The organism is Planktothricoides raciborskii GIHE-MW2, from assembly GCF_040564635.1.
In the GTDB taxonomy this organism is placed as follows: Bacteria; Cyanobacteriota; Cyanobacteriia; order Cyanobacteriales; family Laspinemataceae; genus Planktothricoides; species Planktothricoides raciborskii.
Genome location: NZ_CP159837.1, coordinates 3485511 through 3511167, shown reverse-complemented (window position 1 = coordinate 3511167; position 25657 = coordinate 3485511). Strand labels below are relative to the sequence as shown.

Here is a 25657-nt window from a genome sequence, read left to right as displayed (position 1 = left end):
GCCCGAATAAACCTGAATTATTCTTGATGACTATATGTTATCCATTTATTAACAAATTGTCAAGCATTTTTAGAGATAATTTAACCACAGAACTCTGCCGGACACAAAGAGAAGAAAATGTAAAAATAAAATGGGGTTGACGGTTAATAGCCGATCGCCGATGTAAAACCGATGTGAATTAGGCAGAAAATTGCTAACCAAGTGAGAAAAGTATAACGAGTGATTTTTAAGGCTTGGTGAATTTTTTCTGGGGAAATTTGATGAGTTGGTTGGCCTAGGAATGGTTTATTTTTAATCACGCCGCGATAAGAGTTGGTTCCCCCTAGTTGGACTCCCAGGGTGACGGCGTAAGCGCATTCACTCCAACCGGCGTTGGGGCTGGGGTCTTTGGTGGCGTCCGTTTGACAGGTTTGCCAGATTTTGCCTAGGTTGCCAAAAATTAGGCCAATGGTGATGACGGTTAATCGACAGGGCAGCCAGGTGAGCAAATCTTCAAGTTTGGCACTAAACCAGCCGAGGTCTTTGTAGGGTTCTTCGCGGTAGCCGACCATTGAGTCTAAGGTACTGGCAGCTTTGTAGGCGATCGCGACGGGAACCGGCCCGATCGCCGGGATCGATGCGCCGACGATCGCATAAAATAGCGGTGCCATCACCCCATCGACGGCATTTTCACTGACGGTTTCTAAAATGGCTCGGAGAATTTCTGTCTCGGATAGGTTTTCTGTATCTCGTCCCACATAAAGGCTTAATTTTTGCCGCGCTTGAGTTAAATCCCCGGAGTTCAGGGGTTGCAGCACATCTTCAGCGGCAGCGCGTAAACTGCGACCGGCAAAACAGCTTGCTAAGAGGATCATTTCTAAGAGGATACTGAGGGCAGGATGAAGCGATCGCGCCCACAGAATTATGGCATAAGTAATCACACCAGTGCCAGCGATCGCGCCAATGCCCAGCCCCACTCCGGCAATTCGGCGGATTTGCGGTTGGGAAAACCATTGTAAGACTAATTGACTATAGCGAGAAATTCCCCAACCAATCACTTGAACTGGGTGGAGCCAACCCCAAGGATCGCCAATCAGATAATCCAGGAAAGCGGCGATCGCTAAAACCAAGATTGTTGATTTTTCCCCATGCCACAACCCAAGGGAAACAGACAAAACAGCACATACCTGGTTCATGCAATCCAAAATTAAATAATAATAAATTAAATAATAAAATTTGTTTCTTGTCCCTGAGATGCCTGCCAACTGCGAGCATCATAGTATAAGTCTTCAAGAGAAATACTATAAAGTGATTCTTTTAGCTTTTGGTGCAGTCGGTGCCACAAAGTAAATGTCACCCAGTCTTCGGCGTGTTTACTTTGTGGCGGCAAACTCAAATCAGGCTCAATGGTTTCTCCCACGGCTTCTAAAATCTGACCGAGGGAAATTTTGCTAGGCGGTTTGGCTAGTTGATAGCCCCCTTGGGCGCCCCGGACGGATGCCACCAAACCCCCCTGGCGCATTTGAATTAATAGCTTTTCTAGATAGGGGGCGGGGATCTTTTGCCGATTGGCGATCGCCTTAGTCGCCGTCGGCCCCAAATCTTGCTGGAGACTCAGATCCAATAAGGCTTTAACGCTATACTGTGCGCGTTTGTTCAGTTTCATAGTTATTGGTTATTGGTTATTAGTTGCTTGTTATTTGTTATTAGTGATGATGAGTATCCGCAGCCTTGATCATAACAAATAACCAATAACCAACAACAAACAACCAATAAAACATTTCCGGTGAGGTTATTCAACAGTAAATTGACAACTCATCCTGTGCCAACGTTAGAATCAAGTTTAGGGTAAATGAAGATGAAAACTGCTGAAAACTTTATATAATGGTTGATTGGGTCGTTCAGATTATCGTTTGAACCGTCACCTTTTGGGTTCTTCCTAATTATAAAAATCAGCCTGAACACATAAGATTCGGGCAGTTCTTGACCAGAGGCGCCGTATTTACTGACTCAGAAAGCCCGCGAATTTCATTGAATATATGAATATATTTAAGGTGATTTCACAAAGGTGGCGGATATCTGAGCAAGTCGATCGATCGATTAGCAAGTGGATAATCACTAAATGATCAACCCATAGACGGTTGCTGCCGATGTAAAAACGTGATGAGTAACCCGCATTCACAACCTAGTGCAAATACACCCATGCAGAATATGGACAACCAATTTACGATTCACTTCTGGGGCGTGCGAGGAAGCATACCATGTCCCGGTGCAGAGACCGTCCGGTATGGCGGCAATACGCCATGCATCGAGATGCGGGTGGGAGGACAACGCTTAATTTTTGATGGAGGTACAGGCTTAAGAGTGTTGGGACAATACTTGCTCGGTCAGATGCCCGTCAAAGCCAATTTGTTGTTTACTCACTCCCACTGGGATCACATTCAGGGCTTCCCTTTTTTTGTCCCTGCTTTTATTCCTGGCAATCGCTTTCACATTTATGGAGCGATCGCCCCCAATGGCTCTACCATTGAGCAACGACTGAATGACCAGATGCTTCATCCAAATTTTCCCGTACCCTTGCAGATCATGGCCGCCCAGCTAGAGTTTCACGATATCAAAATCGGCGAAGTGCTGGAATTTGGGGACGTAAAAGTGAATACGGCACTGCTGAACCATCCCGGAGAAGCGGTCGGTTATCGAGTCAGTTGGAACGGCTACGCCGCAGCTTATGTCACGGATACAGAACATCTACCAGACAAGCTGGATGACAATGTTTTATTCCTCGCTCATAATGCTGACGTGCTGATTTATGATGCCACCTACACTGATGAGGAATATCACTCTCCAAAAAGTAGTAAAGTCGGCTGGGGTCATTCCACTTGGCAGGAAGCCGTTAAGGTGGCCAAGGCTGCGAATGCGAAAAGACTGGTGATTTTCCACCACGACCCCCTGCACAATGATGATTTTTTGGATAACGTAGGAGAGCAAGTAGCACAGCATTTCCCCAACTCTCTCATGGCCAGGGAGGGATTGTCGATTCAATTAATTGCGCCGCATTCTTCTTCCTCTCCAGAGGCAGAGTCCCCAACCTAGCAAGATACCGCAAGTGATTTTCAGATCCAGAATAGAGAATTGCCTACAATTCTCTATTTTTCTTCTTGATCAGCAATGTTCATTGATATTCGATCGTCTTATTTAATTAATAATCTAAACGGTGTGGATTACTTCTTCTCTCTCAACAGTTCTGACTCCAACTTCTATTGCTCTGGGCAACTTTGACGGGTTGCATCGAGGACACCAAAAGGTGATCGAGCCAATTTTGCCCTCCCAGTTGCCTCATTTATTCAATTCTAGCTTGGCAAACCCTAGTTCGCGATCGCCCGCTTGTGAGTACAACCAGGGATCTGGGGGATCTGGGGGCGGGACAAAACATCCCTACAGCACCTTAGTGACGTTCGATCCGCATCCCCAAGAGTTTTTTTCTGGTGAATCAAGATCCCTGTTAACGCCTCAAGAGGAAAAAGCCCAATACTTAGAGACGATGGGAGTCCGACAACTAATCCTGTTGCCGTTTGACCAAAAGCTGGCAACCCTCAGTCCACAAGCTTTTGTGGCGGAAATTCTGATTAAACAGTTACAAGCTTGCTGTATTAGTGTGGGGGAAGATTTTCGGTTTGGCAATCGGCGATCGGGGACGGTGGATGACTTGAAGGCGATCGCTCAACCTTATGGCGTAACCGTTAACATCGTTCCCCTGAACAAAATCGATGGACTACGCATTAGTAGCTCCGCCATTCGCCACGCCCTTAGCCAAGGGGATATCCTCCAAGCCAATCAACTCTTAGGTCGTCCTTATCGTCTCATTGGCGAAGTCATTCAAGGGCAGCAACTAGGTAGAACCCTGGGATTTCCCACCGCCAATTTACAACTATCCCCCGATAAGTTCTTACCTCGCTACGGTGTTTATGCCGTCCGAGTCACCAGGGATGACCAACCCACCAAGCATCACCTAGGGGTAATGAATATTGGCTGTCGTCCCACCGTGGCACAGGGTCAACCACCCACCGTCGAAATTCATCTTTTAGATTGGAGTGGGGATTTATACGGGAAAACCCTGACCGTAGACATTGAGCAATTTTTGCGCCCCGAACAAAAATTTGCTTCCCTCGATCGGTTAAAAAGCCAAATTCAATTAGATTGTATTCAAGCGAAATCTCTGGCTTCAGCCACATTCCCATTATGAGAGAACGAATTCAACAGCTTACGGAAAACCTCGGCAAAACCATTGTGGGCAAAGCCGACCCCATTCGCCTGGTACTCGTGGCTTTATTTTCTGGCGGTCATGCTTTATTAGAAGATGTCCCTGGGGTGGGCAAAACTTTACTGGCAAAATCCCTAGCGCGATCGATCGCCGGTAAATTTAAGCGGATTCAATGCACCCCCGACCTATTGCCCACCGATGTCACGGGCACAAATATCTGGAATCCTCGCAGTGGAGAATTTGAATTTCTCCCCGGCCCAGTCTTTGCCAATGTCCTACTCGCCGACGAAATTAACCGGGCAACCCCCAGGACTCAATCGGCTTTACTCGAAGTCATGGAGGAACGGCAAGTCACTGTTGATGGGGTTTCGCGTTCAGTCCCCCAGCCTTTTTTTGTCATTGCCACTCAAAACCCCATTGAATATCAAGGCACATTTCCCTTACCAGAAGCGCAAATGGATCGGTTTACCTTGTCTTTCTCTGTGGGCTACCCCACGGAAGCCGAAGAACTGCAAATGTTACAAAGACTGCAAGAGAATATCACCGTGGAGGAGTTGCAGCCTTGTATTGAATTGTCAGAAGTTAGTGAGTTATGTCGGCTATGCGCCCAAGTGCGGCTGGACAATTCATTGCAAAAATATATTCTCGATTTAGTCCGGGCAACCCGAGTCAGCGATCAAATTACCTTGGGTGTTAGTCCCAGAGGCGCCGTCGCCTTACAAAAAGCCACCCAAGCCCTGGCCTTTATTTCCGGTCGAGACTATGCCATCCCTGACGATGTAAAGTTTCTTGCCCCCCATGTTTTATCTCACCGCTTGATTCCCGCTGGAGGACGGCGACCCCAGACAATTGTCGAGCAACTTTTGCGCCAAATCCCAATTCCAGAATAATAGACATATTGCTTTACATACCGTAGAAGATCCCCCCAAGCGAGGGCGGATCAAGCGCCAATCGGCTTTTTAGCCTGGGAAAGCCAGAAGTTTAATATTATACCAAATCCGGTTGTTAAAACCCGTTTATCAGGTTATCTGTCATTCCCGCCTTCGCGGGAATCCACAAGTGTTTTAGGGGATGAACGCGCATAGATCAGGCGAGGGTTATTCAACAGTGTCAGTTTTGTTAACAGATGCTCATGTATGCTAAAGTTTAAGAGATGGCATACATACCACTCAGGAAAGCGGTCGAATTTCTGGGTGTACATCCCAACACTGGAGCGAAAATACGCTGATGAAAAGAAGATCAAAAACATCAAAAACACCGCCTACCAAAAACTCTATGATGTCGAATCATCGGTGCGGGATACAGTTGGAGCTACCACGGCTTGCTACTGCCGAGTTAGTTCAACAAAACAACGATCTCACCTCGACAGACAAGTTGCCTATATGTAATCAATCTACCCAGACGCAGAAATTATCCGAGATATCGGCTTTAGATCGGGGCTTAATTTCAAACGCAAAGGGTTGCTTTGGTTACTGGTCAGACTTATGCGAGGCGATTAGCTCACAGTTATTTTTGCCTGTCGTGACAGATTGTGTCGAAAAGGATTTGAATTATTCGAGTTTATGGCACAACAAAACGGTAGAGGCATCGTGGTTTAAGAAAACTCTGTAAAATGTCCAGAAGCCCAACTCACAGCCGATATTCTCTCCATCCCTCACGTCTTTTATTGTCGGATACACGGATTCAGAAGCTACAGTAAGAAAATCAAGGAAGCTCCGAATCTATCTAAACCCAGAACAAAAAAAATTGCTTAAACAATGGTTCGGAGTTAGTAGATTTGTCTACAACGAAACCATTAAATATTTGCAGCAGCCCGATACAAAAGCTAACTGGATGGCGATTAAAACAGGAATATTGAATGGATTACCTGAATGGGCTAAACCTGTTCCTTATCAAATTAAATCAATCGCCATCAAAGATGCTTGTTTAGCCGTTAAAGCCGCTAAACAAGGGTTTAAGGCAGATGGCAAGATTCGTCAATGCAAATTTCGGAGTCGTAAAGACGTAAAGCAATCAATCTATATACCTAAATCAGCGATTAAAGATTGTGGTATTTACCACAGTATATTGGGAAAGGGTAAATTCAAAGAGTCACTACCCGAGAATTTTAGCGATGGTCGATTAACACTAACTTACGGTGAGTATTACTTGACTATCTCGACAGAAGTGCAACAACTAAATTCCGAGAATCAAGGGAGAGTTGTTGCCTTAGCTCCTGGTGTCCGCACGTTTATGACATTTTTTTCGGAAACATCTTTTGGTTGGCTAGGCAAAGATTCTAACTTACACATTCAGAAATTGTGTTTCAAATTAGACAAATTAGTGTCTCGACTATCAAAAGCCAAGTGTAAACAGAAAAAAAATCTCAAAAAAGCCGCGAGTAGACTTGGTTGTAAAATCAAGAACTTAGTCAAGGAATTGCATTATAAGACAGCTAGATTTTTAGTAGAAAACTTTGATGTGATTTTCCTCCCAACATTTGAAACATCACAGATGGTTTCTAAGTCAAGACGTAAAAGAAACAAATCTGTCAGGCTTATGCTAACTCTAAGTCATTATGAGTTTAAGCAATTTCTGAAATGGAAGGCTTGGGAAAACCACAAAATTGTGATTGATTGCAACGAAGCCTACACTTCTAAAACGGTGTCATGGACTGGTGAAATTATCAATAATTTGGGTGGGGCAAAAACGATTAAATCGAATTCCACCCAATTAAAGATGGACAGGGATTTAAATGGTGCGCGAGGGATCTTCCTACGTGCATTGGTTGATACGCCTTGGTTGAGAGAGTATCTCAACTTATGTGTTTGTTAGCAAATGTTAGCAAAAAAGTATCGGAATCATAGTCAGTCTATGGCAACCGTATTTGGTATGAATGCAAGTGTGAATGGGTCAGTTATTCCCCAGGTTAAGTCAGCGGCAATTAACTTATAGGCAATGTAATATTAAATGTTGTGCCCACGCCCAGTGTGCTTTCCAAATTAATTTCTCCTCGGTGGAGTTCCACACATTTTTTGACAATCATTAACCCTAAGCCCGTTCCCGGAATATGTTGGACATTGCTGGCACGATGGAATGATTGAAACAGGTTTTTTTGCTCATCGGCAGGAATCCCTACCCCCTGATCTTTGATCGAAAAAATCACTCGGTCATCTTGGCAATTGACGTGAAATTCAATTGTGGTATTGGGCGGCGAATATTTACAGGCATTGGCTAGTAAATTTAAGAGGCATTGTCGCAGCAGCTTTTCATCCAAAAATACGGGACGATTCAGGCCATTAGGGATAAATTTAAGTTCATGTTTGATGCGATGGCTAACTGCTAAATACTCTATAATGTCTAAACAAAAATTATTTAAATCTAGCCGACTGGGTTCAAGGTAGATTTTTCCTAGTTCTAATTTACTCAAAGATAAAATATCATCTAACATTTCTGTAATGATTTCAATAGATGAATAAATATGATTAAAATATTGTTTTTTTTGCTGTTCAGAACAGCTATTACCTTTGTATTCTAATAATTCTACCGTAGATTGAATTGTGGTTAAAGGCATTCTAAAATCGTGAGAAATCATCGATAAAAACTGGGATTTTAGCTGATTTATATGACTCTCTTGAGCCAGCATTTCTCTAATAGAAGTTTCCGCTTTATGTCTTTGAATAGCAATTTCTATAGTTGTCTTTAATTCTCGGTCTTGAAAAGGCTTTAACAGATAGCCATAAGGTTCAGTTGCTTTGGCTCTTTCTATGGTATTTTGATCTGCATAAGCGGTGAGAAACACCACGGGAATTTGTTGACTTGAACGAATTTGACTAGCCGCATCAACCCCATCAATTTCTCCTTGTAAATTAATATCCATCAACACAATATCTGGGTTAGTTGTGGCCGCTTTTTCAATGGCATCGTGTCCCGAAGGCACAATGGCGGTCACTTCATATCCTAGCTGGGTTAAGGCATCTGCCATGTCCTCAGCGATAATCATTTCATCTTCTACAATCAGAATCTTTGTCAGACTCATGGGCTTAAATCCTTTTTTGATACTTGGGTTCGGTAAATGTTAAGCAAAACTGGGTGCCATGACTAAGGTCAAGTTCTACGGTTGCTCCTAATTGCTGGGATAAAGTCCGAACTAATCTTAATCCCAGCGATTGAGTATTTTCCCAATCTATATTTTTCGGTAAACCAATCCCATTATCGCTAACCTTTAAGATATAGCAGTTTTTAACATTGATATCCAACTCGATGGAGATTTTTCCCGATAAGCGATCGGGAAATGCGTACTTTAGGGCATTGGCAACCAGTTCATTGATAATTAAACCACAAGGAAGTGCAGCATCAAGACTCAGGGAGATTTGCGGCACCTTGACTTCTAGTTGTATATTTCGGGGACTGACATGATAGCAACGGTACAAATGTGAGGTTAAGCTGTGGATGTATTCCGCGCAATTAATCCGGGCTAAATCCTCAGATTGATAAAGTTTTTCGTGAATCAAAGCCATAGAATGAATCCGACTTTGACTTTCTTTAAATATTTCTAAAATACTGGGGTCGGTAATTGACCGAGATTGCATTTTGAGTAAACTAGAAATCACTTGTAGATTATTTTTTACCCGGTGATGAATTTCTTTAAGCAGTACCTCTTTTTCCCAAAGGGCGGCTTGAATTTTATCTTCTGCTTGTTTCCGTTGCGTGATATCAATGCCAATTAAAACAGCGGCAGTGCCTTGTTGATATTTTTGGATCACCATTAAATAAGTTTGCTGGTTATTATTGATTCCCGAAGTGATTTCTTGGGTTGCTGCTTGGGCAGAGGAAGCAAAAAATTCGGTGATAAACTGAGAAAATTCTGGGCTAGTACCGAGAAAACCAATTTGTTGATCGATAAATTGTTCTGGTGCTAAACCATAAACATCCGCAAGGCGCTGATTAACGCCAATATATTTTAAATCTGAACTAATTAAAGACACAAATCCGGGGACGGCATCCCAAACTGCCTGAAGTTTATCTTTTTCCACCTGCAAGGCGGATTCCGCTTGTTTGCGATCGCTAATATCAGCCCAGTAGCCAATAATTTCTAATGGGCGATTCTGTTGATCTCGGATTAACTTTTGCTCATCTCTGACCCAAATATAATGGCCATTGGCATGGAGAAAGCGATATTCTTGCACTTCATATTCTTGCTCCAATAACCGGGTCGAAGCAATAGAAATCACTTTGACATCTTCTGGGTGAACGTGGTTAGCCCAAAAATTTGCATCGCTCAAAAAATCACTGGGGGCATATCCAAACAATGCCAAAACATTTTCACTCATAAAAGTGACATTATACTTATCGGCGGCTTTGCGAGAGTAAATTACCGCTGGGTTTGAGGCCACTAAATAACGCAGGCGTTCTTGACTGAGACGCAAGAAAGATTGGGCTTCTTCGATTTCGGTAATGTCATGGTGAATACTGAGAAAATGTGACAGCTTTTTCTCGTTATCATAGATGGGGTAAATACTGAGTTTATTCCAGAACATGGTGCCATCTAAACGATAATTTTGCAACACCACACTACAAGGTTTTGCTTCGCGGACTGCTGCTTGTAATTGAGGCGGCGGCGAAGAATGAAGCCATTCGGGATGATTCCCTTGATTTTCTTGCAGCCACCAGCAGCTTTCTCCTAAGATATCACTGGCTAAATAGCCGGTCATTTTCTCAAAGGCTGGATTGACATAAATAATCGGCAGGTTGGGATATCTGGCATCACAAATGACGATGCCATTGTTACTGGCGGTGATGGCCCGATATTGCATCCGCAACGCTCCGCGATATTGCATCCGCAACGCTCCGCGATATTGCATCCGCAAATACTCTTCTATCTGTTTCCATTCACTAATATCTTGCACAATGGCTAATCCTAAAAGAGGTTTTTCCCAACCATCCCTAATCGCCGTACAATTTAAATCACAACAGAAAATTTCGCCACTTTTTTTCAGATAACGTTTCTCCAGTTTGTACCTGGAAATTTCTCCGGTTTTTAGCCGCCGTAATTCTCGGAGTTCTCTTGCCAACTCTTCGGGATGAGTGATGTCTTCTACCGTTAAATTTTTAATTTCTGTTTCCTGATAGCCCAGCATTTGACAAAATTTAGGATTTGCCGTCATCCAGGCTAAGGTTTCTAAATCAAAGGTGGCCATTCCCACCGGAGAATCTGCAAATATAGATCGATATTTTTCTTCATTTTTTCTCACCGCAGCTAACAATTCTAGCCGTTCTTTTTCCGTTTTTTGCCGCTGTATTTCTGCTGCTGTGCGTAGAGCAAAGCTATTTAAAATAAATTTATTGCGTCGATTGAGTAATATGGGGCGATCGTGAAAAATGCATAAATTACCAATGGCATTTCCCGATGTATTTAGTAGTCTAATGCCTAGGTAGCTACAAGTTCCCATTTTTTGAATGTTCTGGTGGTGAGGAAAAAGTTCTAACAGGCCATCGGGACAATAGTATTCTCCTTGTTTTAAGGTAATTTCACAAGGACTATTGGCTAAATGATACTCAAATTGATTCTCAAATTTTGAACCAGATTTATGCTCATCCCAACCCGCAATTATTTTCATTGTGGGGGGATTTTTATCCATCAATTCGCTAACAAATAAATAATGAACTCCCAAGGCCACCGCTAGATGACTTACCAATGAAGAAAAGAAGGCTTCACCCGTCACGGAGGCAGTTTCTCGGATCAGATTATTAATGGCTTCTTCTTGGCAAAATCGAGAATTAACATCGCGAGAAATTCCCCGATAACCTCGGAGAATAAATTGTTTTTTTTCGGCTTTTTCTTGAGTTTCCAGGAGGGGAATGCCACTGCTTTCTAACATAATATCTTGACCATTTTTGTGCCGATTCCGGTGTTCTAAGCAGTTAAAGGGTAAGTGTTTTCCCGCGAGGGCTCCCCAAACTTCTGCAACCCGCAAGGCATCTGCTGGAGACATGAAGTCAAAGGGGGTTTTGCCAATCAATTCTTCGGGTTCATAACCGAGAATATTTTTGCTGTTAGGACTGATGTAAGTGTAGACTGCATTATGATCGACTTGCCAAATTAAATCGGTGTTGGTTTCTACTAAATCTTGAAAAAATAATTCTGGGACAAATTCTGGGCGATCGCTCAATCGGCGATCGCCAATTTTTTTCACGGTGGTGAGGCGTTGTCCCCTGGAACTGGCAGAATCACCTCTGGTAAAGATAGACTGACTGCTGCTTTGCCGCTGCCATAACTGCTGAACTTTTTCTCCTAATTGCATCACTTGTTCGGTTAATAAATAGTCGGCGGCTCCTTGTTTCATGCAGTTGACCGCCAATTCTACGGAGGGATGATCGCTAATAATAATTAGAGGGATTTTGTAACTTTTTTGACGCAGAATTTCTAAGGCTCGCAGGGGGTCTAAGGTCAGGGAGGGATCCTGATCCGCCGAATCCGCTGATGTCAAAGGTTCTACCCTTTGCCATAGCAGCAAAATCAGATCCCAACCGCGATCAAGTTGGGCGACATACTCTGACTCGGTTTGCACCATATGCAAATCTAGAATAAATCCAGCTTCTTGCAAATGACCCAATAGAACACTGGTGTCAGTCCGAGGGTTTTGAATAATTAGGGTGGACAGGAGATTAGGCATGATTTCTTCCTCAATGCGGGAGTAATTTCCATTGCGCTATCTTACAAATTTTTTCATAAAATTGCTGTTTTTTATGTTCTCTAACAAACTGTTCAGATGTTCAGACGCTAGAGGTTTGGATAAAACTCACAAAATTAGCCCTGTCATACCCCCATGACTTAGGCGTTATACCAATTTTACAAATGCTGGCTGCAATCATTTCCTAGGAATTTGCTGCTTAAATCCCTATTTTTTTAGGCCAATTTTTCCCAGACGCCGGATGCTTTTGCCTTTTTTGCTCCCGGTTAGGGGTGAGCAGCCGATTGGTGAGCAGCCGATTTTTGCTAAAATATTTCTCCTTATATTTTTTTGATCGAGTTTAATTAAAATTTCTGGTGGATGTGGGGGGTATTGAGTGCATTATTGAGTGAATTATTGATTTAATTATTGATTTAATTATTGATTTAATTATTGATTTAATTAGGCATAATTAAATGGAAGGCCAAGGCGCGATCGCCACATCAAAAGACCTCACCTGAGTTAATGTAATTCCCCCGATACTCCCCAGATCGCCCCCGCATTAATGTTCTTCTGGAGCAAATTGTTTCTGAAACTCACTGAGTAAGTGGCTAACTTGTAACTTAGTCATTGATTTGCCATATATTTTTTGACTAAATATTCTTAATGCGGCCATAAACTCTGGGACTAAATCCTCCGACTGGTTGTTTATATCTTCAATAATTTCTACTTTTTTACCCAGTTGATCTAAGAGGATAATTAGATAGTCTGATCCAAACAGAGTCAGGTGATCTTTATTTGCAATCATTAAGACAGTGTAGTCAGCATTTTTCAGCAGACTGATTAACTGTTTTCGATGGTCATTTAAGCCACTGGCTACTTCTTTAACCACTCGTTTTACGCCATATCCTTTTGCTAACGCTATTTCAGTCAATCGGTTTGCTTGCCGATCTAAATCATCTTGATCTTCCACACTGGGGACTCGGACATAAATACAAGCGGTTTCTCTGATATGGTTCGATGAGTCAACGTCTATAATAATGGTTCCATTTGGCAGTTGATGACCCTTAAGAAGTCCTTGTTTCCACCAATGCCATGCTGTCCGATAACTAATTCCCTGAGATTTGGCATAATCTGAAAGTTTCATAGGTCATGCCTTGATATTTTTACATCTAAAATATTATCAAGAAAGTGAGTGTATGGGCAATCTTAATGGCTTACAGTTTGTTCAGGATTTAGCTAGTACAGTAGCAGCATTTGGTAAACCAGTTCTTAAATGTAGTTGTTCCAATCAGCATTAAAGCTAGTTCAATTAACTGTTCTAACGCCGACATGGATCGGGTGGGGAAAATTCTGACCAGTGACTTAACCGTTGACCATAACATCTCAATTGGATTGAATTCTGGTGAGTAGGGTGGTAAATACTCTACTGTAGCTCCCGCTCTCGGCAATCATTTCGGCAACACCTGACATTTTATGGATATTAAGATTATCCATAACTACCACATCCCCTGGGTTGATCTGCGGCACCAGGTCATTGGCCACAAAATCTAGAAAATCTTCACCTTTCATAGAACCAGTAATGGCTTTTTTAGCCACAACTCCTCTCATACTTATGGCGCCGATTAATGTCATTTTTCTCCCTTTGTAAAAGGGTCTTAAATCGAAGGCTTTTTGCCCTTTCTCACTCCTGGCCATCTCGCGAATCATCCCGACCCAAAAAGCTGTCTCGTCGATAAATATTAATTTTTCTTGTGGTACATCTTGAACCCTTTTCCGGTAATCAACTCGCTGCTGTTGGCCAGCTTCGGTTGCTACCTTTTCGGCCTGGTAAGTTTTTTTTTAGGGTTAATCCTTCTTTTTGGAGAAACTCACAGATCCCCCCTAAACTCACATAAACATCCTGCTCGTTTAGGAGATGTTCCCGATACTGCCTCACGGTCCAATCTGGATGAGATTTTACCATCTTCACGATAAAGTCTCGATAAGCTTCTAGCTTACCGGGACGTTTGCGACCAGGTTTTTTGGGGGTTAACTCTTGGGTTTCTCGATATTGTTTGATATAACTATGAACAGTAGCAGGACTAAGCATAAACTGTTCGGCGAGTTGCCGAATCGAGCCTTTGCCCAACTTATAAGCAGTGACGACTTTTTGTCTAAAGTCCAGAGAGTAAGATCCCATAGCTGAATTTGGTTGGCATTGAGTATAGCTCTAGTTTAGCACACAATTGTTCTATTTGTTTCCTGAACAAGCTGTATCAAGTGAATTTAGCAGGATTTCGCTTTTGACTGTAATGGGTTGATTTATTTTCTCTTTCACCTTTGGCACAGATAAATCAGGTTTATCTGAGTATTCTCCAGCCCTCGCCGTTGCCATTGGCTGACGGCACAGGAGACAAAAGATATGGATATGCAAGGATATGGCTGGTAGTTGCGATCGAAGCGACGCCTATTTAACCCATCTTACCTCCAGGCTGTGGTTCGGCGGCACAACGATAAAGTTGATAAGGGATGCCAATCCGATAATACTGATTTGGGTCGATAATGCAATCATTAAAAGCCGAAAATGATAAATTATTAGGATATTCTTTCTGGCGCAAACCGGGGGCAACCACCCATAAATTTAGGGATTTAAAGGATTCAAAAGATCCCTCAGATTCATCGGTGACAGGATGTTCTAAACCGGGCAGAGTTGGCCAGATGCTATGATATCCCTCCCTTCTATCGATAAATAGCCAATGAGTTGCCTGAGCTAAATTTTGGGTTCGCTGGTGGTAAAGTTCCCAGGCAAATCCTAACCCCAAGGCGACTTCTTGGAAATTTTCATATCCCACAATCACCATTAAGGGCTTTTCTGGTTCTAAGTTTAACTGCTTGGCAACTAATTCAGGATGATAAGGCTTCTGAAAGGCGAATCCAGAGATGACAAATACGCTACTGCATATTCCGATTAATATGACAATTTTATCAAAAAATATTCGGTTTTTTATGCTTATTTTTAGCTGATTTTTGTTAAAGCAAAGCCTTGGAGCGAGTGTTTGGCTAATCGCTCTCATAGAGTCTTTGCCTAAATTATTATTGTCTGCCAGTAGAGGATGGGTATGATTAACTAATTCTGGGGAAAAACAAGCCGCTAATAATACGCAAATACTGGGATAGTAAATAAAGTGATAGCGAATCGCCGAGGTGATATCTTGTCCTAATATATAAACAATACTGAGAAATTCTCCTAAAATTAATATAGTGTACATTCCCAGGGTAAAAGTCGAGGTTTGGCAACGAAAATTTTGGCAAAGGCAGGGGATTTTTTGCCACAGATATCTGCCTAATGCAATGGCAAATCCCAACATCCCTAGACCACAAGGGATGGCAATCCAAAGAGGCTGATTTTCTACGGGTAAAGCGATCGCCATAAGTACCCAACCCATAATAATTTGATAAATTGGCACAATATGATCCAGCCAACTGGGTTCAAAGGGTTTAAACCATTCCGTTTCTTGACGGCTAGAATGTTGTAGTAAATTTGATAGCCACGGCAAAAATAAAATTAGGGGTAAAATACAGAAGCTAAAATGCCATAGAGAAGGGATAATTTTACGAATTATTGGGATTATTTGGCAATAATTATGAGTTTTTTTATGCCACCCAAATTCTCCTGGTTTAGGGGAGGTGGGTGTTGGTTGGATGGTGGGAATACTTTGCCAGATTTGCCAGAGTAATATTGCCCCAATTTCCGCAGCTAAGACGAGAATAAAAAAATAATGAGTATATAAACCAATTGTATTACAAATTACCCAAGATATCCAAGTTTTGGTTTTCACTTTTCTTTCCTGCTGAAAATTATGCTGTATTTTAATTAAACTAATTAGAGACAGGGTAATAAATAGCAGGGGTAACGTATAGTGACGGGCTTCTTGAGATAGGTAAACCGCAAAGGGAGAAACGGCTATTAATGCAGCGGCAATTAGACCAGTCTTTGGGGAAAAAGCCACCCGACCGAGGAGATAAATTGCCCCAACGGTGGCGACGCCAAATAATGCCGGAAGCGATCGCACTTGCCAAACGATATCCTGTAAATTTGCGGTTGGCTTCATTCTGCCTAACCACCAATGTATTCCGCAAAAAAATACTGGCGGATGGGTGGATTCTCTGGCGATCGTTTCGGCAATTTGGGGGCAAGTTGCCTGGGGATTAAAGGTGAAAATATTGGGCAATTCTGCCAAGGAAAATATCTGATTTAGTGGGACATGGTTAAAACTATGTCCCAAACTAAATAAAGTCGTGAGTATTTCATCTAACCATAAAGCTTTGGCTTCCAGACCTGTAAATCTTAGGGCGGTACTAAAGATAATAATTCCTGTTAAGAATAAATAATGTTGTTTTATGGGCATTTTTCGGTTAAATATCCACTTTATGTTTTTTTGTAACTTTTTTTTAATAAAACGTAATATATATAAACTGTATCAAATCACTCATTTTTATCCAGGGATCTATGTTTTAAATATGGACATTACATAAAATAGTAGAGAGTAAGATATCAATGGAACCCCTCAATAGTTCATCTTCCTGCTGTCGTAACTGTCGGCATTATCAGCCGGAAGGACGACGCGGTGGTCATTGTCATCAATTGGGTGTTCCGGTACAAGGTAGCTGGAATGCTTGTTCTCTGGTTTGTTTAGCATTTACTCCTTCTTGGAAAAATCTCAAAGAAATTATCACCTGGCAGCAAGGGACGCCAAAAGCGAGTCCGAAACCCATGGAAACACAACCCGTAGATCGATATAATATGATCAATAGTGCGATGATCGGCAAGTAAGTAGGTGATGCAATAGACATTTAATAGACAATTTTGACCGATGTCTAGTCTCCGTGAAAGCCATTGATGTATTCTATAAAAGCAGATTTCCGATTTCTATAATATGGCTGGGCGGCAAAACCTACAAGAAAACCTTGATCAGATCGTCAAATTAATAGAACAAATTCAATATCAAGTCAGGCACCCAGATAAAGAGACGTTATCTATGACGTCTCTTTATCAGTTTGAAGCGATTTCTCTACCGTTTCAGTTAGTCCAAGAGGCGATCGCATTGTGTGCAGCGGTGTTTCCCCCAGAAAGTTTAGGGGAAATTGCGACGACGGACGAGGAAAGTATTAATGCTTGGGCGATCGCCCTGATGCAAACTTTGCAAGATGAATTGACTTTAGTGGAACATTGGCAACCACAGTTAGCCGCTTTACCACTACCTTCGGCTTTGAAGGAAAAAATCCGCGATGTTGCATCCGCAACGCTTCGCGATCGCACCACCCAGCTACAGCAAATTCACCAACAACACTCAGAAATCTTACAATCTACTGCCAGCTTATTTGCTGCGGAAGCCCAACTCCGTCAAGATGCTCAAGCATTACAACAGTTAAAGAAAAAAGCTAAATTACTCAAAGCAATTAAAACTGAGTTGCAAACCACCGATTTAAATGCTTTGCGGGAGCAGATATCCCGTGAAACAGAGGCGATCGCCCCCCAACGGCAGGAACTCGAAACCCTGAAACAACAAAAAACTCAGTTAGAAACTGAATTAACCTCTCTGGAGCAACAGCGAGCTACTTGTCACTCACAGATTAATTATTTGCAACAAAAGCAACAGAACCTAGAAACGGCCACCCGTGAATGCGGAAATCAACTGATTAGCTTAACCGCTGCGGAACAACAACGGTTGAGTCAAGAGTTAAATATAGTATTAGCAGACTTATCCAGCCAACAACAAGAATATCAGCAAATCCAACAGCAATTAGCCACGGCGATCGCCGAATCAAATCGCTATCAGCAGGAAACGGAAAAGCTGCGGGAATATTTGCGGCAACATTATCAATCCAATCAAGAAATTTGCAAAAATCTGCCAGTAAATCAGCCAAAAATCGATAGTATGGTCAAAATCATCGAGCAAAATTTAGCCCAACTCGACCAAGAACTTGCCCAAGCTTTGCAGCAGCAAGAACTATCCCAACAAAAAACAATTTTTATTTTTAATTAATAATTGTAAATAGGATATTTTTTTGAATTAATCAGCATAAATTTTAGCATTTTTTATTAGAATTTTTGACAGCGTTTTTCCAGAAAAAAACACACCTTGTAGGGGCGAAGCATCACCGCAGATATTTGTGGGTTAAAAAACCATAATTTATGTCGGTCACGCTTCGCCCCTACATTTGTTTTTTAATCTGATATTTTAAGCTGATTTCTTAGATATCTGTTGGGTTGATCTCGGCTGTAGGGGCGTTGCATTCGGGCAGTTATGTTTTGGTTTTTACCGTTCACATAATTATCCGAATGCAACGCCGCCCTGAAAAAATTGACTGTACCCCATTCCCGAAGTTAAGGGCGTGATCTTGACCGCAGTAGGGGCGTGATCTTTTCGGTAGTAGGGGCGAATGGCCATATAGCCTGACGGCATGGGCTTCGCAAGGACGCCCCTACAATATTTTAAGCATCAAATGCCGGAATGCTTCGCCCGTACAATATGTTAAGCAATAAATTATCTGCGGTCATGCTTTGCCCCTAAATTTGTGTTTTACAGCTTGTTCAGGAAACAAGTAGAACAATTGTGTGCTAAACTAGAGGTAAGCATTCAGGTCGTAATAGTTCGGCTGTAAGCGTCGTTTATTATGGGTTCTAACTCTTTCTACCTGTTTATCGATTATCAACAATAAAATCCAAAGCCCTTATTTTTTGGTATTTATTGAGAATGATCTGTTAGTCTAGACCTCACATTAATTCTGAAACCCTTGATATGGCTGTGTTTCAGACACCTGAATAGTTACAACTAGAGCTATACTCAATGCCAACTAAATTCAGCTATGGGACCTTACTCTCTGGACTTTAGACAAAAAGTCGTCACTGCTTATAAGTTGGGCAAAGGCTCGATTCGGCAACTCGCCGAACAGTTTATGCTTAGTCCTGCTACTGTTCATAGTTATATCAAACAATATCGAGAAACCCAAGAGTTAACCCCCAAAAAACCCGGTCGCAAACGTCCCGGTAAGCTAGAAGCTTATCGAGACTTTATCGTGAAGATGGTAAAATCTCATCCAGATTGGACCGTGAGGCAGTATCGGGAACATCTCCTAAACGAGCAGGATGTTTATGTGAGTTTAGGGGGGATCTGTGAGTTTCTCCAAAAAGAAGGATTAACCCTAAAAAAAACTTACCAGGCCGAAAAGGTAGCAACCGAAGCTGGCCAACAGCAGCGAGTTGATTACCGGAAAAGGGTTCAAGATGTACCACAAGAAAAATTAATATTTATCGACGAGACAGCTTTTTGGGTCGGGATGATTCGCGAGATGGCCAGGAGTGAGAAAGGGCAAAAAGCCTTCGATTTAAGACCCTTTTACAAAGGGAGAAAAATGACATTAATCGGCGCCATAAGTATGAGAGGAGTTGTGGCTAAAAAAGCCATTACTGGTTCTATGAAAGGTGAAGATTTTCTAGATTTTGTGGCCAATGACCTGGTGCCGCAGATCAACCCAGGGGATGTGGTAGTTATGGATAATCTTAATATCCATAAAATGTCAGGTGTTGCCGAAATGATTGCCGAGAGCGGGAGCTACAGTAGAGTATTTACTACCCTACTCACCAGAATTCAATCTAATTGAGATGTTATGGTCAACGGTTAAGTCACTGGTCAGAATTTTCCCCACCTGATCCATGTTGGCGTTAGAACAGTTAATTGAACTAGCTTTAATGCTGATTGGAACAACTACATTTAAGAACTGGTTTACCAAATGCTGCTACTGTACTAGCTAAATACTGAACAAGCTGTATTATCTCCCCGGTAGAAAATCTGCCACTTAGCGATCGCGGCGATCGCTAAGTGGCAAGTGCTGATAATTCTGCCTCAAACTCCAGAAAACGTGAGTCATCGACTAAAATTTACTCATTTTGGATTCCTGGAAAAGTCACCCCAGCGCGTCCTCTCGTGACGAAAAACGGAACATTTTTCTCCAGGGCGTTTGATTGTTTCAAATCAGCAATAGTCGCGTTGCCGGTACAGAATAAAACTATGGCGATTTCTTCGATTAAGATTTCGGCTAATTCAGCCACGGCTTTGTCCGAGTCCGCCGCCGCTCGCAAAAATGGCCATGCTAATCCGGCAATATCTGCCCCCAAAGCCAGACACTTGGCCACATCTAATCCATTCCGCAATCCGCCAGAGGCAATCAGCGGAATTTCCGGGGCGATCGCTCTGACCCCGATAATACAGTCACTTGTGGGTAATCCCCAATCGGCAAAAGTTTGACCTAAGCGCCCCTGCCTGGGATCCTTGGCTCGTTCCCCTTCCACTCTTGCCCAGGAGGTGCCACCAGCCCCCGCCACATCGATCGCACTTACCCCCGCATCAATTAATTTTTTTGCCATTGCCCCAGAAATACCATTGCCCACTTCTTTGGCAATCACCGGCACTGGTAGGCTATAGCATAATCTTTCAATTTTGTCAAGTAATCCGTGGAAATTGCGATCGCCTTTAGTTTGCACCGCTTCTTGTAGGGGGTTGAGGTGCAAAATCAAAGCGTCAGCTTCTAGCTGGTCTACCACCCGCTGACATTGTTCTAGACCGTAAGTATAATTCAGTTGCACGGCGCCCAAGTTGGCAAACAGCAAAATATCAGGAGCGAGCGATCGCACAGCAAAAGTATCCCCTACTTCCGGGTTTTCCACCGCCACCCGCTGCGAACCCACTCCCATTGCCAGCTTATATGCTTGGGCTACTTCAGCCAAACGATAATTAATCGTTTTCGCCAACTCTGTCCCTCCAGTCATGGAAGAAATCAGCAACGGCGCCCCCAACGGTTTACCCAGAAACTCCGTACTCAGATCGATCTCAGCGAGATCCAGTTCCGGCAAACAAGCGTGAGTAAACCGATAACGTTCTAAACCCGTGGTCGTTTGCCGAAATTGCACATCTTCATCAAGACAGACCCGAATATGATCGGCTTTCCGGTTCTGAGTTTCTGTGGCTAGATTAACTGGGGCATTCATGGCGTAGGACTAGAAATCAAGAAATCATCAGTTTTGCATTCTAGCTTAAAACTCCCCTAAAGAAACCGGGTTTCTTTAGGTTTCTTGTATCTTACTTATAAATCGGCATTGCCCCACTTTTCAGCCGATTCATATAATCATTTAAATCAGCGGCCACCTCATTGGACATAATAAATCCGCCCAACATATTAGGAAAAGCCATACAGAAAAACATCATATCCGTGAAATCGATAATCGCTCCCAAGTTGACCACCGAACCAATAAATAGACAAACCACATAAATGCCGTGGTAAACTTGAATGGTGTGATTACCAAACAAATAAGCCCAGCATCTTTCCCCGTAATAACTCCAAGAAATCATCGTGGAGAAGGCAAACAGAAATACCGCCAAAGTGAGAATAATCGGGAACCAACTAATCACACTACTAAAAGCCGCTTTAGTAATGGCCACCCCCTCCAGTCCATCATCGTAGGTGCCAGTAATTACCACTACTAACGCGGTCATATTACAGATCACCACCGTATCAATGAAGGGTTCCAACAAGGCCACAATTCCCTCCCGGATGGGTTCTTTGGTTTTGGCTGCCGCATGAGCGATCGCGGCTGAACCCACCCCCGCTTCATTAGAAAACACAGCCCGTCTAACGCCCTGAACCAAGACGCCAATAAAACCGCCTTCAATGGCTTCGGGAGAAAATGCCCCTTGGATAATCGAAGTAAAGGCAGCGGGAATTTGACTAAAATTGCTCACCAAAATCCACAGGGACGCCAATACATAAATTAAACACATAGCGGGCACCAAGGCGCCCGCTACAGAACCGATTCTTTTAATCCCACCAATAATCACTAAACCGACCAAAAAGGCAATTCCTAAACCATAAGCCCAGTTAGGAAATTGTGGAACCATACCAGCGATCGCGGCATAAGACTGGTTGGCTTGGAACATATTGCCGCCCCCCAAGGAAGCAAAAATACAGAGTACCGCAAACAGTCCCGCCAAACCTTTACCCAGTTGCCCCAGTCCTCTCTCAGCCAAACCTCTAGAAAGGTAATGCATTGGCCCCCCGGAAACCGTGCCATCTTCTGCCATCACACGATATTTCTGGGCTAGGGTACATTCCACAAACTTGCTAGTCATGCCGAACAAACCGGCTAGAGTCATCCAGACCACGGCCCCTGGACCCCCCAGACTCACCGCTACCGAAACCCCGGCAATATTCCCCAATCCCACCGTTGCGGACAGGGCAGCCGCTAAAGCTTGGAAGTGGGAAACTTCTCCTTCTTCCGAGGGATCGTCAAAGTGACCTTGCACCACAAAAATAGCGTGCTTAAAAGCCCGAAAGTTGATCAAGCCCATCCGAATGGTAAAGAAAATTGCCCCGCTAATCAGCCACATTACAATCAGGGGAATGCCACCAATACTGAAAAACAGCACCCTAGACATCACCGCGACAATTTGAGCAAAGACGCTATCAATGGTCTGAAGTAACCCGCCACTGTTGGCGGCGCTTTCTTCTCCTTGGGCGATCGCTGCTGTGGACATGGCCAGAAAAAGTAGCACTAGGCAAACGACATTTTTTCTCATACACTCACTCACTTCAACATAAAAACATGGATCGGATCGCTGACAATACCGATCGCGATCTGACTGGCTCATGGTGCCTCACGGCGAAACCAGCCAAGACACATTACCCAAAACCTGATCGGGATTTCCGCCATATTTTGGCTTGATTTGTCACTATTTTGCAAATTTTTAGCAAATAGGAGTGTGGGGAGTTTGGGGGGAAGCCGCCGTCGTGTAGGGTGTAGGGTGTAGGGTGTAGGGTGTAGGGTGTAGGGTGTAGGGTGTAGGGTGTAGGGTGTAGGGTGTAGGGTGTAGGGTGTAGGGTGTAGGGTGTAGGGGCGCAATGCTTGCGCCCTAGGGTGCAGGGGGTGCAGAGAGAGAAGAACTTGGCAGTTAGAAAAAGCCAATTAATCGCCTCAGTAGCGGTAAACTAAATAGCGAGTACCATAGATTGATATTTAAGCAGAGGGATAACTTGAAAAAATATCAGAAAGTCAAGCATTATCTAGAGCAGGAAATTGCCGCTGCCCCTAAACAAAAAGTGTTTGCGGAAAATTTCACCTTTCAGGACATCTATGTTTCCTTAAAAGCTCAAGCAATTGATGCCAACGGAAACCTAAATCAATATAGTCCGCCGGTAATTTTGGAAGACCAGGTAAAAGATATTTTACACCAGGAAAACTTTTCCGATAAAGTAATTGTAATTCAAGGCAAAGCCGGTTCGGGAAAAACCCTATTTTCTCGGATTATGGCGGATTGGGTGCGCCAGGAAATGTATCCCCAATGGACGCCTATTGTGGTTCACTTAAATGATTTCAAAATCATTCAACCCAGTTTTGAATATAACCTGCGATCGCACCTAAAAAATACCTTTGCTAAATATAGCCATCAATGGTTAACCACTGGTGTCACCCGCTTTTTATTTTTGTTGGATGGATTTGATGAACTGCCCCCCAGTAAAAATAGCCGTAGTTTAGAAGAATTCTTGCAACAAGTGGCCGAATTTCAAAAAGAATGTTCCCAAAATCATCACATGGGGCATCAGGTGATTATTACCGGACGTTCTGTGGCATTAAAAGGCTTAGAAAGATTTCTACCGGCTAATTTAGATCGGGTAGAACTTTTACCAATGGATGATGAACTTCAGGAAGAATGGTTCGGCAAATGGTCTAATTTAGTATCGGGCCAAAATCCGGCTTATTTCTCTGAATTTTTACAAGATTACACCTGTCCTGAATCTTTAAAAGAAATCGCCAGAGAACCCCTATGGCTCTATTTCTTATCCGCCCTGCATCGCGATGGACAATTGTATCCAGAAAGATTGGATAATACCAGCTATACTCAGGCCAAGATTCTGATTTACCAGCAGGTATTAGAGTGGGTGGTTAGCTGTTTTCATCCCCAGACCCGCAAAGATGAATTCCCCAATATTGATGCTTTAGATAATTGGCGATCGCTTTTAACAGAAATTGGCTTATGCGTGCGGCAATCTGGCAGTTTATATGCGCCATTAAACATAATTGAGCAACGCTTAGAAAACTTGCCAGACGTCAAAAACTTACTGCGGGAAATTGCTCAAATATTAGAGCGAAAAATTCTGAAAAATCCCCTGGGTAATTTGGCATATAAAACTAATAATTTTCCAGAAATACCAGAATTTCAAATTAGTCACAAAGCCTTTGGGGACTTTTTGTTTGCCACGCGATTAGCCCAAAGCATAGAAACTTGGACAATCCCCGGAGTGCAACGGGAAAAATTTTATATTCCCACTCAACAAATGGACTGGGAAATTTATGACCTCCTGGGTTATGGTCGTTTAACCTTAGAATTGGTAGAATTCTTAATCGGGTTACTCGGTCTTAGTCATAATTTTCGTCCCGTAGAACTCTTTCACCGCCTAGAAAATTTTTACTGGCGCTGGTGTCACGGGGTATTTATTGATGCGATCGAAGATAGTTTACCCCAGAAAAAAGCCAGACAATTGCAAAAGCAAGGCATTGATTTAGGTCAGCGTCAAGTGGATCTTTATGCAGGGCTAAATGTAATGATTTTATTACTAGAATTACACCGCTATGCCCAGGAAAATTATGACCTCAAAGAACAAATCAACTTTTATCCTTGCGGCGTTCCCGACACCGAACAGTTTAATAAAGATCAACTATTTTGTATTATCGGCTATAGCTGTTCCCTAGACGTTTCCGCCTTTTTACGCATCGCTGGGGTCTTCCTCAGTGGCATTAACCTCAGTCACGTTGACTTAATCAGCACCTATCTTGTAGGCGCTAATCTTAGTCATGCTAACTTAACTGAAACTTCTTTGAGTATGGCCTACCTCAGTGGCGCTAACCTGAGTGGAGCGAATTTATCTGGGGCTTATCTCACGGGAGCTAACCTCAGTGGAGCGAATTTAAGTTACGCTAATTTAACGCGGGCAAATCTGCACAGCACAGATTTATTTCGGGCGGATCTGCGCCACGCTAACTTAACGGGGACCAACCTGCGAAGTGCCGATCTCAGCGGGGCTGACCTGAGTAGCGTCAATTTCCAGGGTGCTAACCTCAGCGATGCTGATTTGCAAAATATTACCTGGGATGAAAATACCAATTGGCAAGAGGTGCAAGGCTTAGATATGGCGGTGAATGTCCCGGATTCCCTTCAGAAATACCAGACTTTTTCTACCCTGAATAGTAAAAACTAAGCAATAAACGTAGAGTGGGCAAAACTTTCCCACCGCACAAGCAAACGTAGGGTGGGCAAAACTTGCCCACCCTACAATTCTGAAAAATTAGTTATCCCATTCGTGATCCCAAGCGGTGATGAATCTCACGCCACAAGCAGGACATTTATCCGTAATCGGTTCAATTGTTTCTCCACATTCGGGACAAATTGTCACCCCTGTGGTATTTTTTAACTCTCTTTTCAAGTGTTGATAGTCGTCATATAAGGCATCAACACATAAAACTTCCTGACATACTCCTTCATCACAAAGATTATTTTCCATCGAATTATGCGATCGCCGATAATCTCTGTAATAGTGCCAGGTTGATTTCATTTTTTCTAACACTTCGGCTTTATCTTTCATCGCCCACCTCGTGCTTTAATCTCTTTAATTTTTTTGTCACCAAATCCTCATAAACTGAGAATTTGAATCATCCTAAAAATCGTCTGCC

Annotated in this window: 17 protein-coding genes and 2 pseudogenes; 8 read left to right on the top strand and 11 right to left on the bottom strand. The window is 42.9% G+C overall.

Annotation, left to right across the window (positions count from 1 at the left end):
- Positions 1 to 143: 143 nt before the first annotated feature.
- Together cbiB and ABWT76_RS14835 are read right to left on the bottom strand one after the other, a co-directional pair.
- Positions 144 to 1154, bottom strand: a complete 1011-nt coding sequence (gene cbiB / locus ABWT76_RS14840; protein WP_242049781.1) for an adenosylcobinamide-phosphate synthase CbiB — start codon at positions 1152 to 1154, stop codon at positions 144 to 146.
- Between the two features lie 47 nt (positions 1155 to 1201).
- Positions 1202 to 1645: an Rrf2 family transcriptional regulator gene (locus ABWT76_RS14835; protein WP_354636339.1), complete on the bottom strand. Its 444-nt coding sequence runs from the start codon at positions 1643 to 1645 to the stop codon at positions 1202 to 1204.
- Positions 1646 to 2181: 536 nt separating this feature from the next.
- Between ABWT76_RS14835 and ABWT76_RS14830 the strand changes: the two genes are divergently transcribed.
- The 4 genes from ABWT76_RS14830 to ABWT76_RS14815 all read left to right on the top strand — a co-directional run bounded on the left by ABWT76_RS14830 (position 2182) and on the right by ABWT76_RS14815 (position 7054).
- Positions 2182 to 3072 carry an MBL fold metallo-hydrolase gene (locus ABWT76_RS14830; RefSeq protein WP_054470345.1) on the top strand — a complete coding sequence of 297 codons (891 nt, stop codon included), beginning with the start codon at positions 2182 to 2184 and terminating at the stop codon, positions 3070 to 3072.
- A gap of 121 nt (positions 3073 to 3193) precedes the next feature.
- Positions 3194 to 4222 (top strand): bifunctional riboflavin kinase/FAD synthetase, encoded by a 1029-nt coding sequence (locus ABWT76_RS14825; protein ID WP_354636338.1) that lies wholly within the window; start codon positions 3194 to 3196, stop codon positions 4220 to 4222.
- Positions 4219 to 5130, top strand: a complete 912-nt coding sequence (locus tag ABWT76_RS14820; RefSeq protein ID WP_054470347.1) for a MoxR family ATPase — start codon at positions 4219 to 4221, stop codon at positions 5128 to 5130. The genes ABWT76_RS14825 and ABWT76_RS14820 overlap by 4 nt, the downstream gene beginning before the upstream one ends.
- Positions 5131 to 5986: 856 nt before the next feature.
- On the top strand, positions 5987 to 7054 hold the full coding sequence (locus ABWT76_RS14815) for a transposase (protein ID WP_354636337.1): 1068 nt from the start codon (positions 5987 to 5989) through the stop codon (positions 7052 to 7054).
- 109 nt (positions 7055 to 7163) lie between these two features.
- Here the strand turns inward: ABWT76_RS14815 and ABWT76_RS14810 are convergent, their stop codons facing one another.
- The 5 genes and pseudogenes from ABWT76_RS14810 to ABWT76_RS14790 form a co-directional block, all read right to left on the bottom strand.
- Positions 7164 to 8258 carry an ATP-binding protein gene (locus ABWT76_RS14810; protein ID WP_190880882.1) on the bottom strand — a complete coding sequence of 365 codons (1095 nt, stop codon included), beginning with the start codon at positions 8256 to 8258 and terminating at the stop codon, positions 7164 to 7166.
- A gap of 4 nt (positions 8259 to 8262) precedes the next feature.
- Positions 8263 to 11895: a PAS domain S-box protein gene (locus ABWT76_RS14805; protein WP_054469875.1), complete on the bottom strand. Its 3633-nt coding sequence runs from the start codon at positions 11893 to 11895 to the stop codon at positions 8263 to 8265.
- A gap of 559 nt (positions 11896 to 12454) precedes the next feature.
- A complete protein-coding gene (locus ABWT76_RS14800; RefSeq protein ID WP_354636336.1) occupies positions 12455 to 13039 on the bottom strand; it encodes an IS607 family transposase in 585 nt (194 codons plus the stop codon).
- Positions 13040 to 13127: 88 nt separating this feature from the next.
- Positions 13128 to 14074, bottom strand: a pseudogene (locus ABWT76_RS14795) (IS630 family transposase).
- Positions 14075 to 14345: 271 nt separating this feature from the next.
- Complete coding sequence (locus ABWT76_RS14790; protein WP_054469878.1) at positions 14346 to 16283, bottom strand: glycosyltransferase family 39 protein; 1938 nt, start codon at positions 16281 to 16283, stop codon at positions 14346 to 14348.
- Between the two features lie 149 nt (positions 16284 to 16432).
- Here ABWT76_RS14790 and ABWT76_RS14785 point away from each other — a divergent pair, with 149 nt between their 5' ends.
- The 3 genes and pseudogenes from ABWT76_RS14785 to ABWT76_RS14775 all read left to right on the top strand — a co-directional run bounded on the left by ABWT76_RS14785 (position 16433) and on the right by ABWT76_RS14775 (position 19690).
- Positions 16433 to 16708 (top strand): hypothetical protein, encoded by a 276-nt coding sequence (locus tag ABWT76_RS14785; RefSeq protein ID WP_054469879.1) that lies wholly within the window; start codon positions 16433 to 16435, stop codon positions 16706 to 16708.
- A gap of 205 nt (positions 16709 to 16913) precedes the next feature.
- Positions 16914 to 17921, top strand: coding sequence for a hypothetical protein (locus ABWT76_RS14780; RefSeq protein WP_354636335.1), 1008 nt, complete (start codon positions 16914 to 16916; stop codon positions 17919 to 17921).
- Positions 17922 to 18744: 823 nt separating this feature from the next.
- Positions 18745 to 19690 (top strand): annotated as a pseudogene (locus ABWT76_RS14775) (IS630 family transposase).
- Between the two features lie 126 nt (positions 19691 to 19816).
- On the opposite strand, the gene fni reads toward ABWT76_RS14775, so the two are convergent.
- From fni to ABWT76_RS14760, 3 genes are all read right to left on the bottom strand, one after another.
- Positions 19817 to 20923: a type 2 isopentenyl-diphosphate Delta-isomerase gene (gene fni / locus ABWT76_RS14770; RefSeq protein ID WP_054469882.1), complete on the bottom strand. Its 1107-nt coding sequence runs from the start codon at positions 20921 to 20923 to the stop codon at positions 19817 to 19819.
- Between the two features lie 91 nt (positions 20924 to 21014).
- Positions 21015 to 22508: a sodium:alanine symporter family protein gene (locus ABWT76_RS14765; protein WP_054469889.1), complete on the bottom strand. Its 1494-nt coding sequence runs from the start codon at positions 22506 to 22508 to the stop codon at positions 21015 to 21017.
- Positions 22509 to 22576: 68 nt separating this feature from the next.
- Positions 22577 to 22894: a hypothetical protein gene (locus ABWT76_RS14760; protein WP_156332077.1), complete on the bottom strand. Its 318-nt coding sequence runs from the start codon at positions 22892 to 22894 to the stop codon at positions 22577 to 22579.
- 68 nt (positions 22895 to 22962) lie between these two features.
- Between ABWT76_RS14760 and ABWT76_RS14755 the strand changes: the two genes are divergently transcribed.
- Positions 22963 to 25185 (top strand): pentapeptide repeat-containing protein, encoded by a 2223-nt coding sequence (locus ABWT76_RS14755; protein ID WP_354636334.1) that lies wholly within the window; start codon positions 22963 to 22965, stop codon positions 25183 to 25185.
- Between the two features lie 87 nt (positions 25186 to 25272).
- On the opposite strand, the gene ABWT76_RS14750 is transcribed toward ABWT76_RS14755, so the two are convergent.
- Positions 25273 to 25569, bottom strand: coding sequence for a hypothetical protein (locus tag ABWT76_RS14750; RefSeq protein WP_054469884.1), 297 nt, complete (start codon positions 25567 to 25569; stop codon positions 25273 to 25275).
- Positions 25570 to 25657 lie beyond the last annotated feature (88 nt).

Coding starts and splice junctions, on each gene's coding strand:
- ABWT76_RS14835 (WP_354636339.1), bottom strand. CDS start 1,645: ATGAAACTGAACAAACGCGCACAGTATAGCGTTAAAGCCTTATTGGAT.
- ABWT76_RS14830 (WP_054470345.1), top strand. CDS start 2,182: ATGCAGAATATGGACAACCAATTTACGATTCACTTCTGGGGCGTGCGA.
- ABWT76_RS14820 (WP_054470347.1), top strand. CDS start 4,219: ATGAGAGAACGAATTCAACAGCTTACGGAAAACCTCGGCAAAACCATT.
- ABWT76_RS14810 (WP_190880882.1), bottom strand. CDS start 8,258: ATGAGTCTGACAAAGATTCTGATTGTAGAAGATGAAATGATTATCGCT.
- ABWT76_RS14805 (WP_054469875.1), bottom strand. CDS start 11,895: ATGCCTAATCTCCTGTCCACCCTAATTATTCAAAACCCTCGGACTGAC.
- ABWT76_RS14800 (WP_354636336.1), bottom strand. CDS start 13,039: ATGAAACTTTCAGATTATGCCAAATCTCAGGGAATTAGTTATCGGACA.
- ABWT76_RS14790 (WP_054469878.1), bottom strand. CDS start 16,283: ATGCCCATAAAACAACATTATTTATTCTTAACAGGAATTATTATCTTT.
- ABWT76_RS14785 (WP_054469879.1), top strand. CDS start 16,433: ATGGAACCCCTCAATAGTTCATCTTCCTGCTGTCGTAACTGTCGGCAT.
- ABWT76_RS14780 (WP_354636335.1), top strand. CDS start 16,914: ATGACGTCTCTTTATCAGTTTGAAGCGATTTCTCTACCGTTTCAGTTA.
- fni (WP_054469882.1), bottom strand. CDS start 20,923: ATGAATGCCCCAGTTAATCTAGCCACAGAAACTCAGAACCGGAAAGCC.
- ABWT76_RS14765 (WP_054469889.1), bottom strand. CDS start 22,508: ATGAGAAAAAATGTCGTTTGCCTAGTGCTACTTTTTCTGGCCATGTCC.
- ABWT76_RS14750 (WP_054469884.1), bottom strand. CDS start 25,569: ATGAAAGATAAAGCCGAAGTGTTAGAAAAAATGAAATCAACCTGGCAC.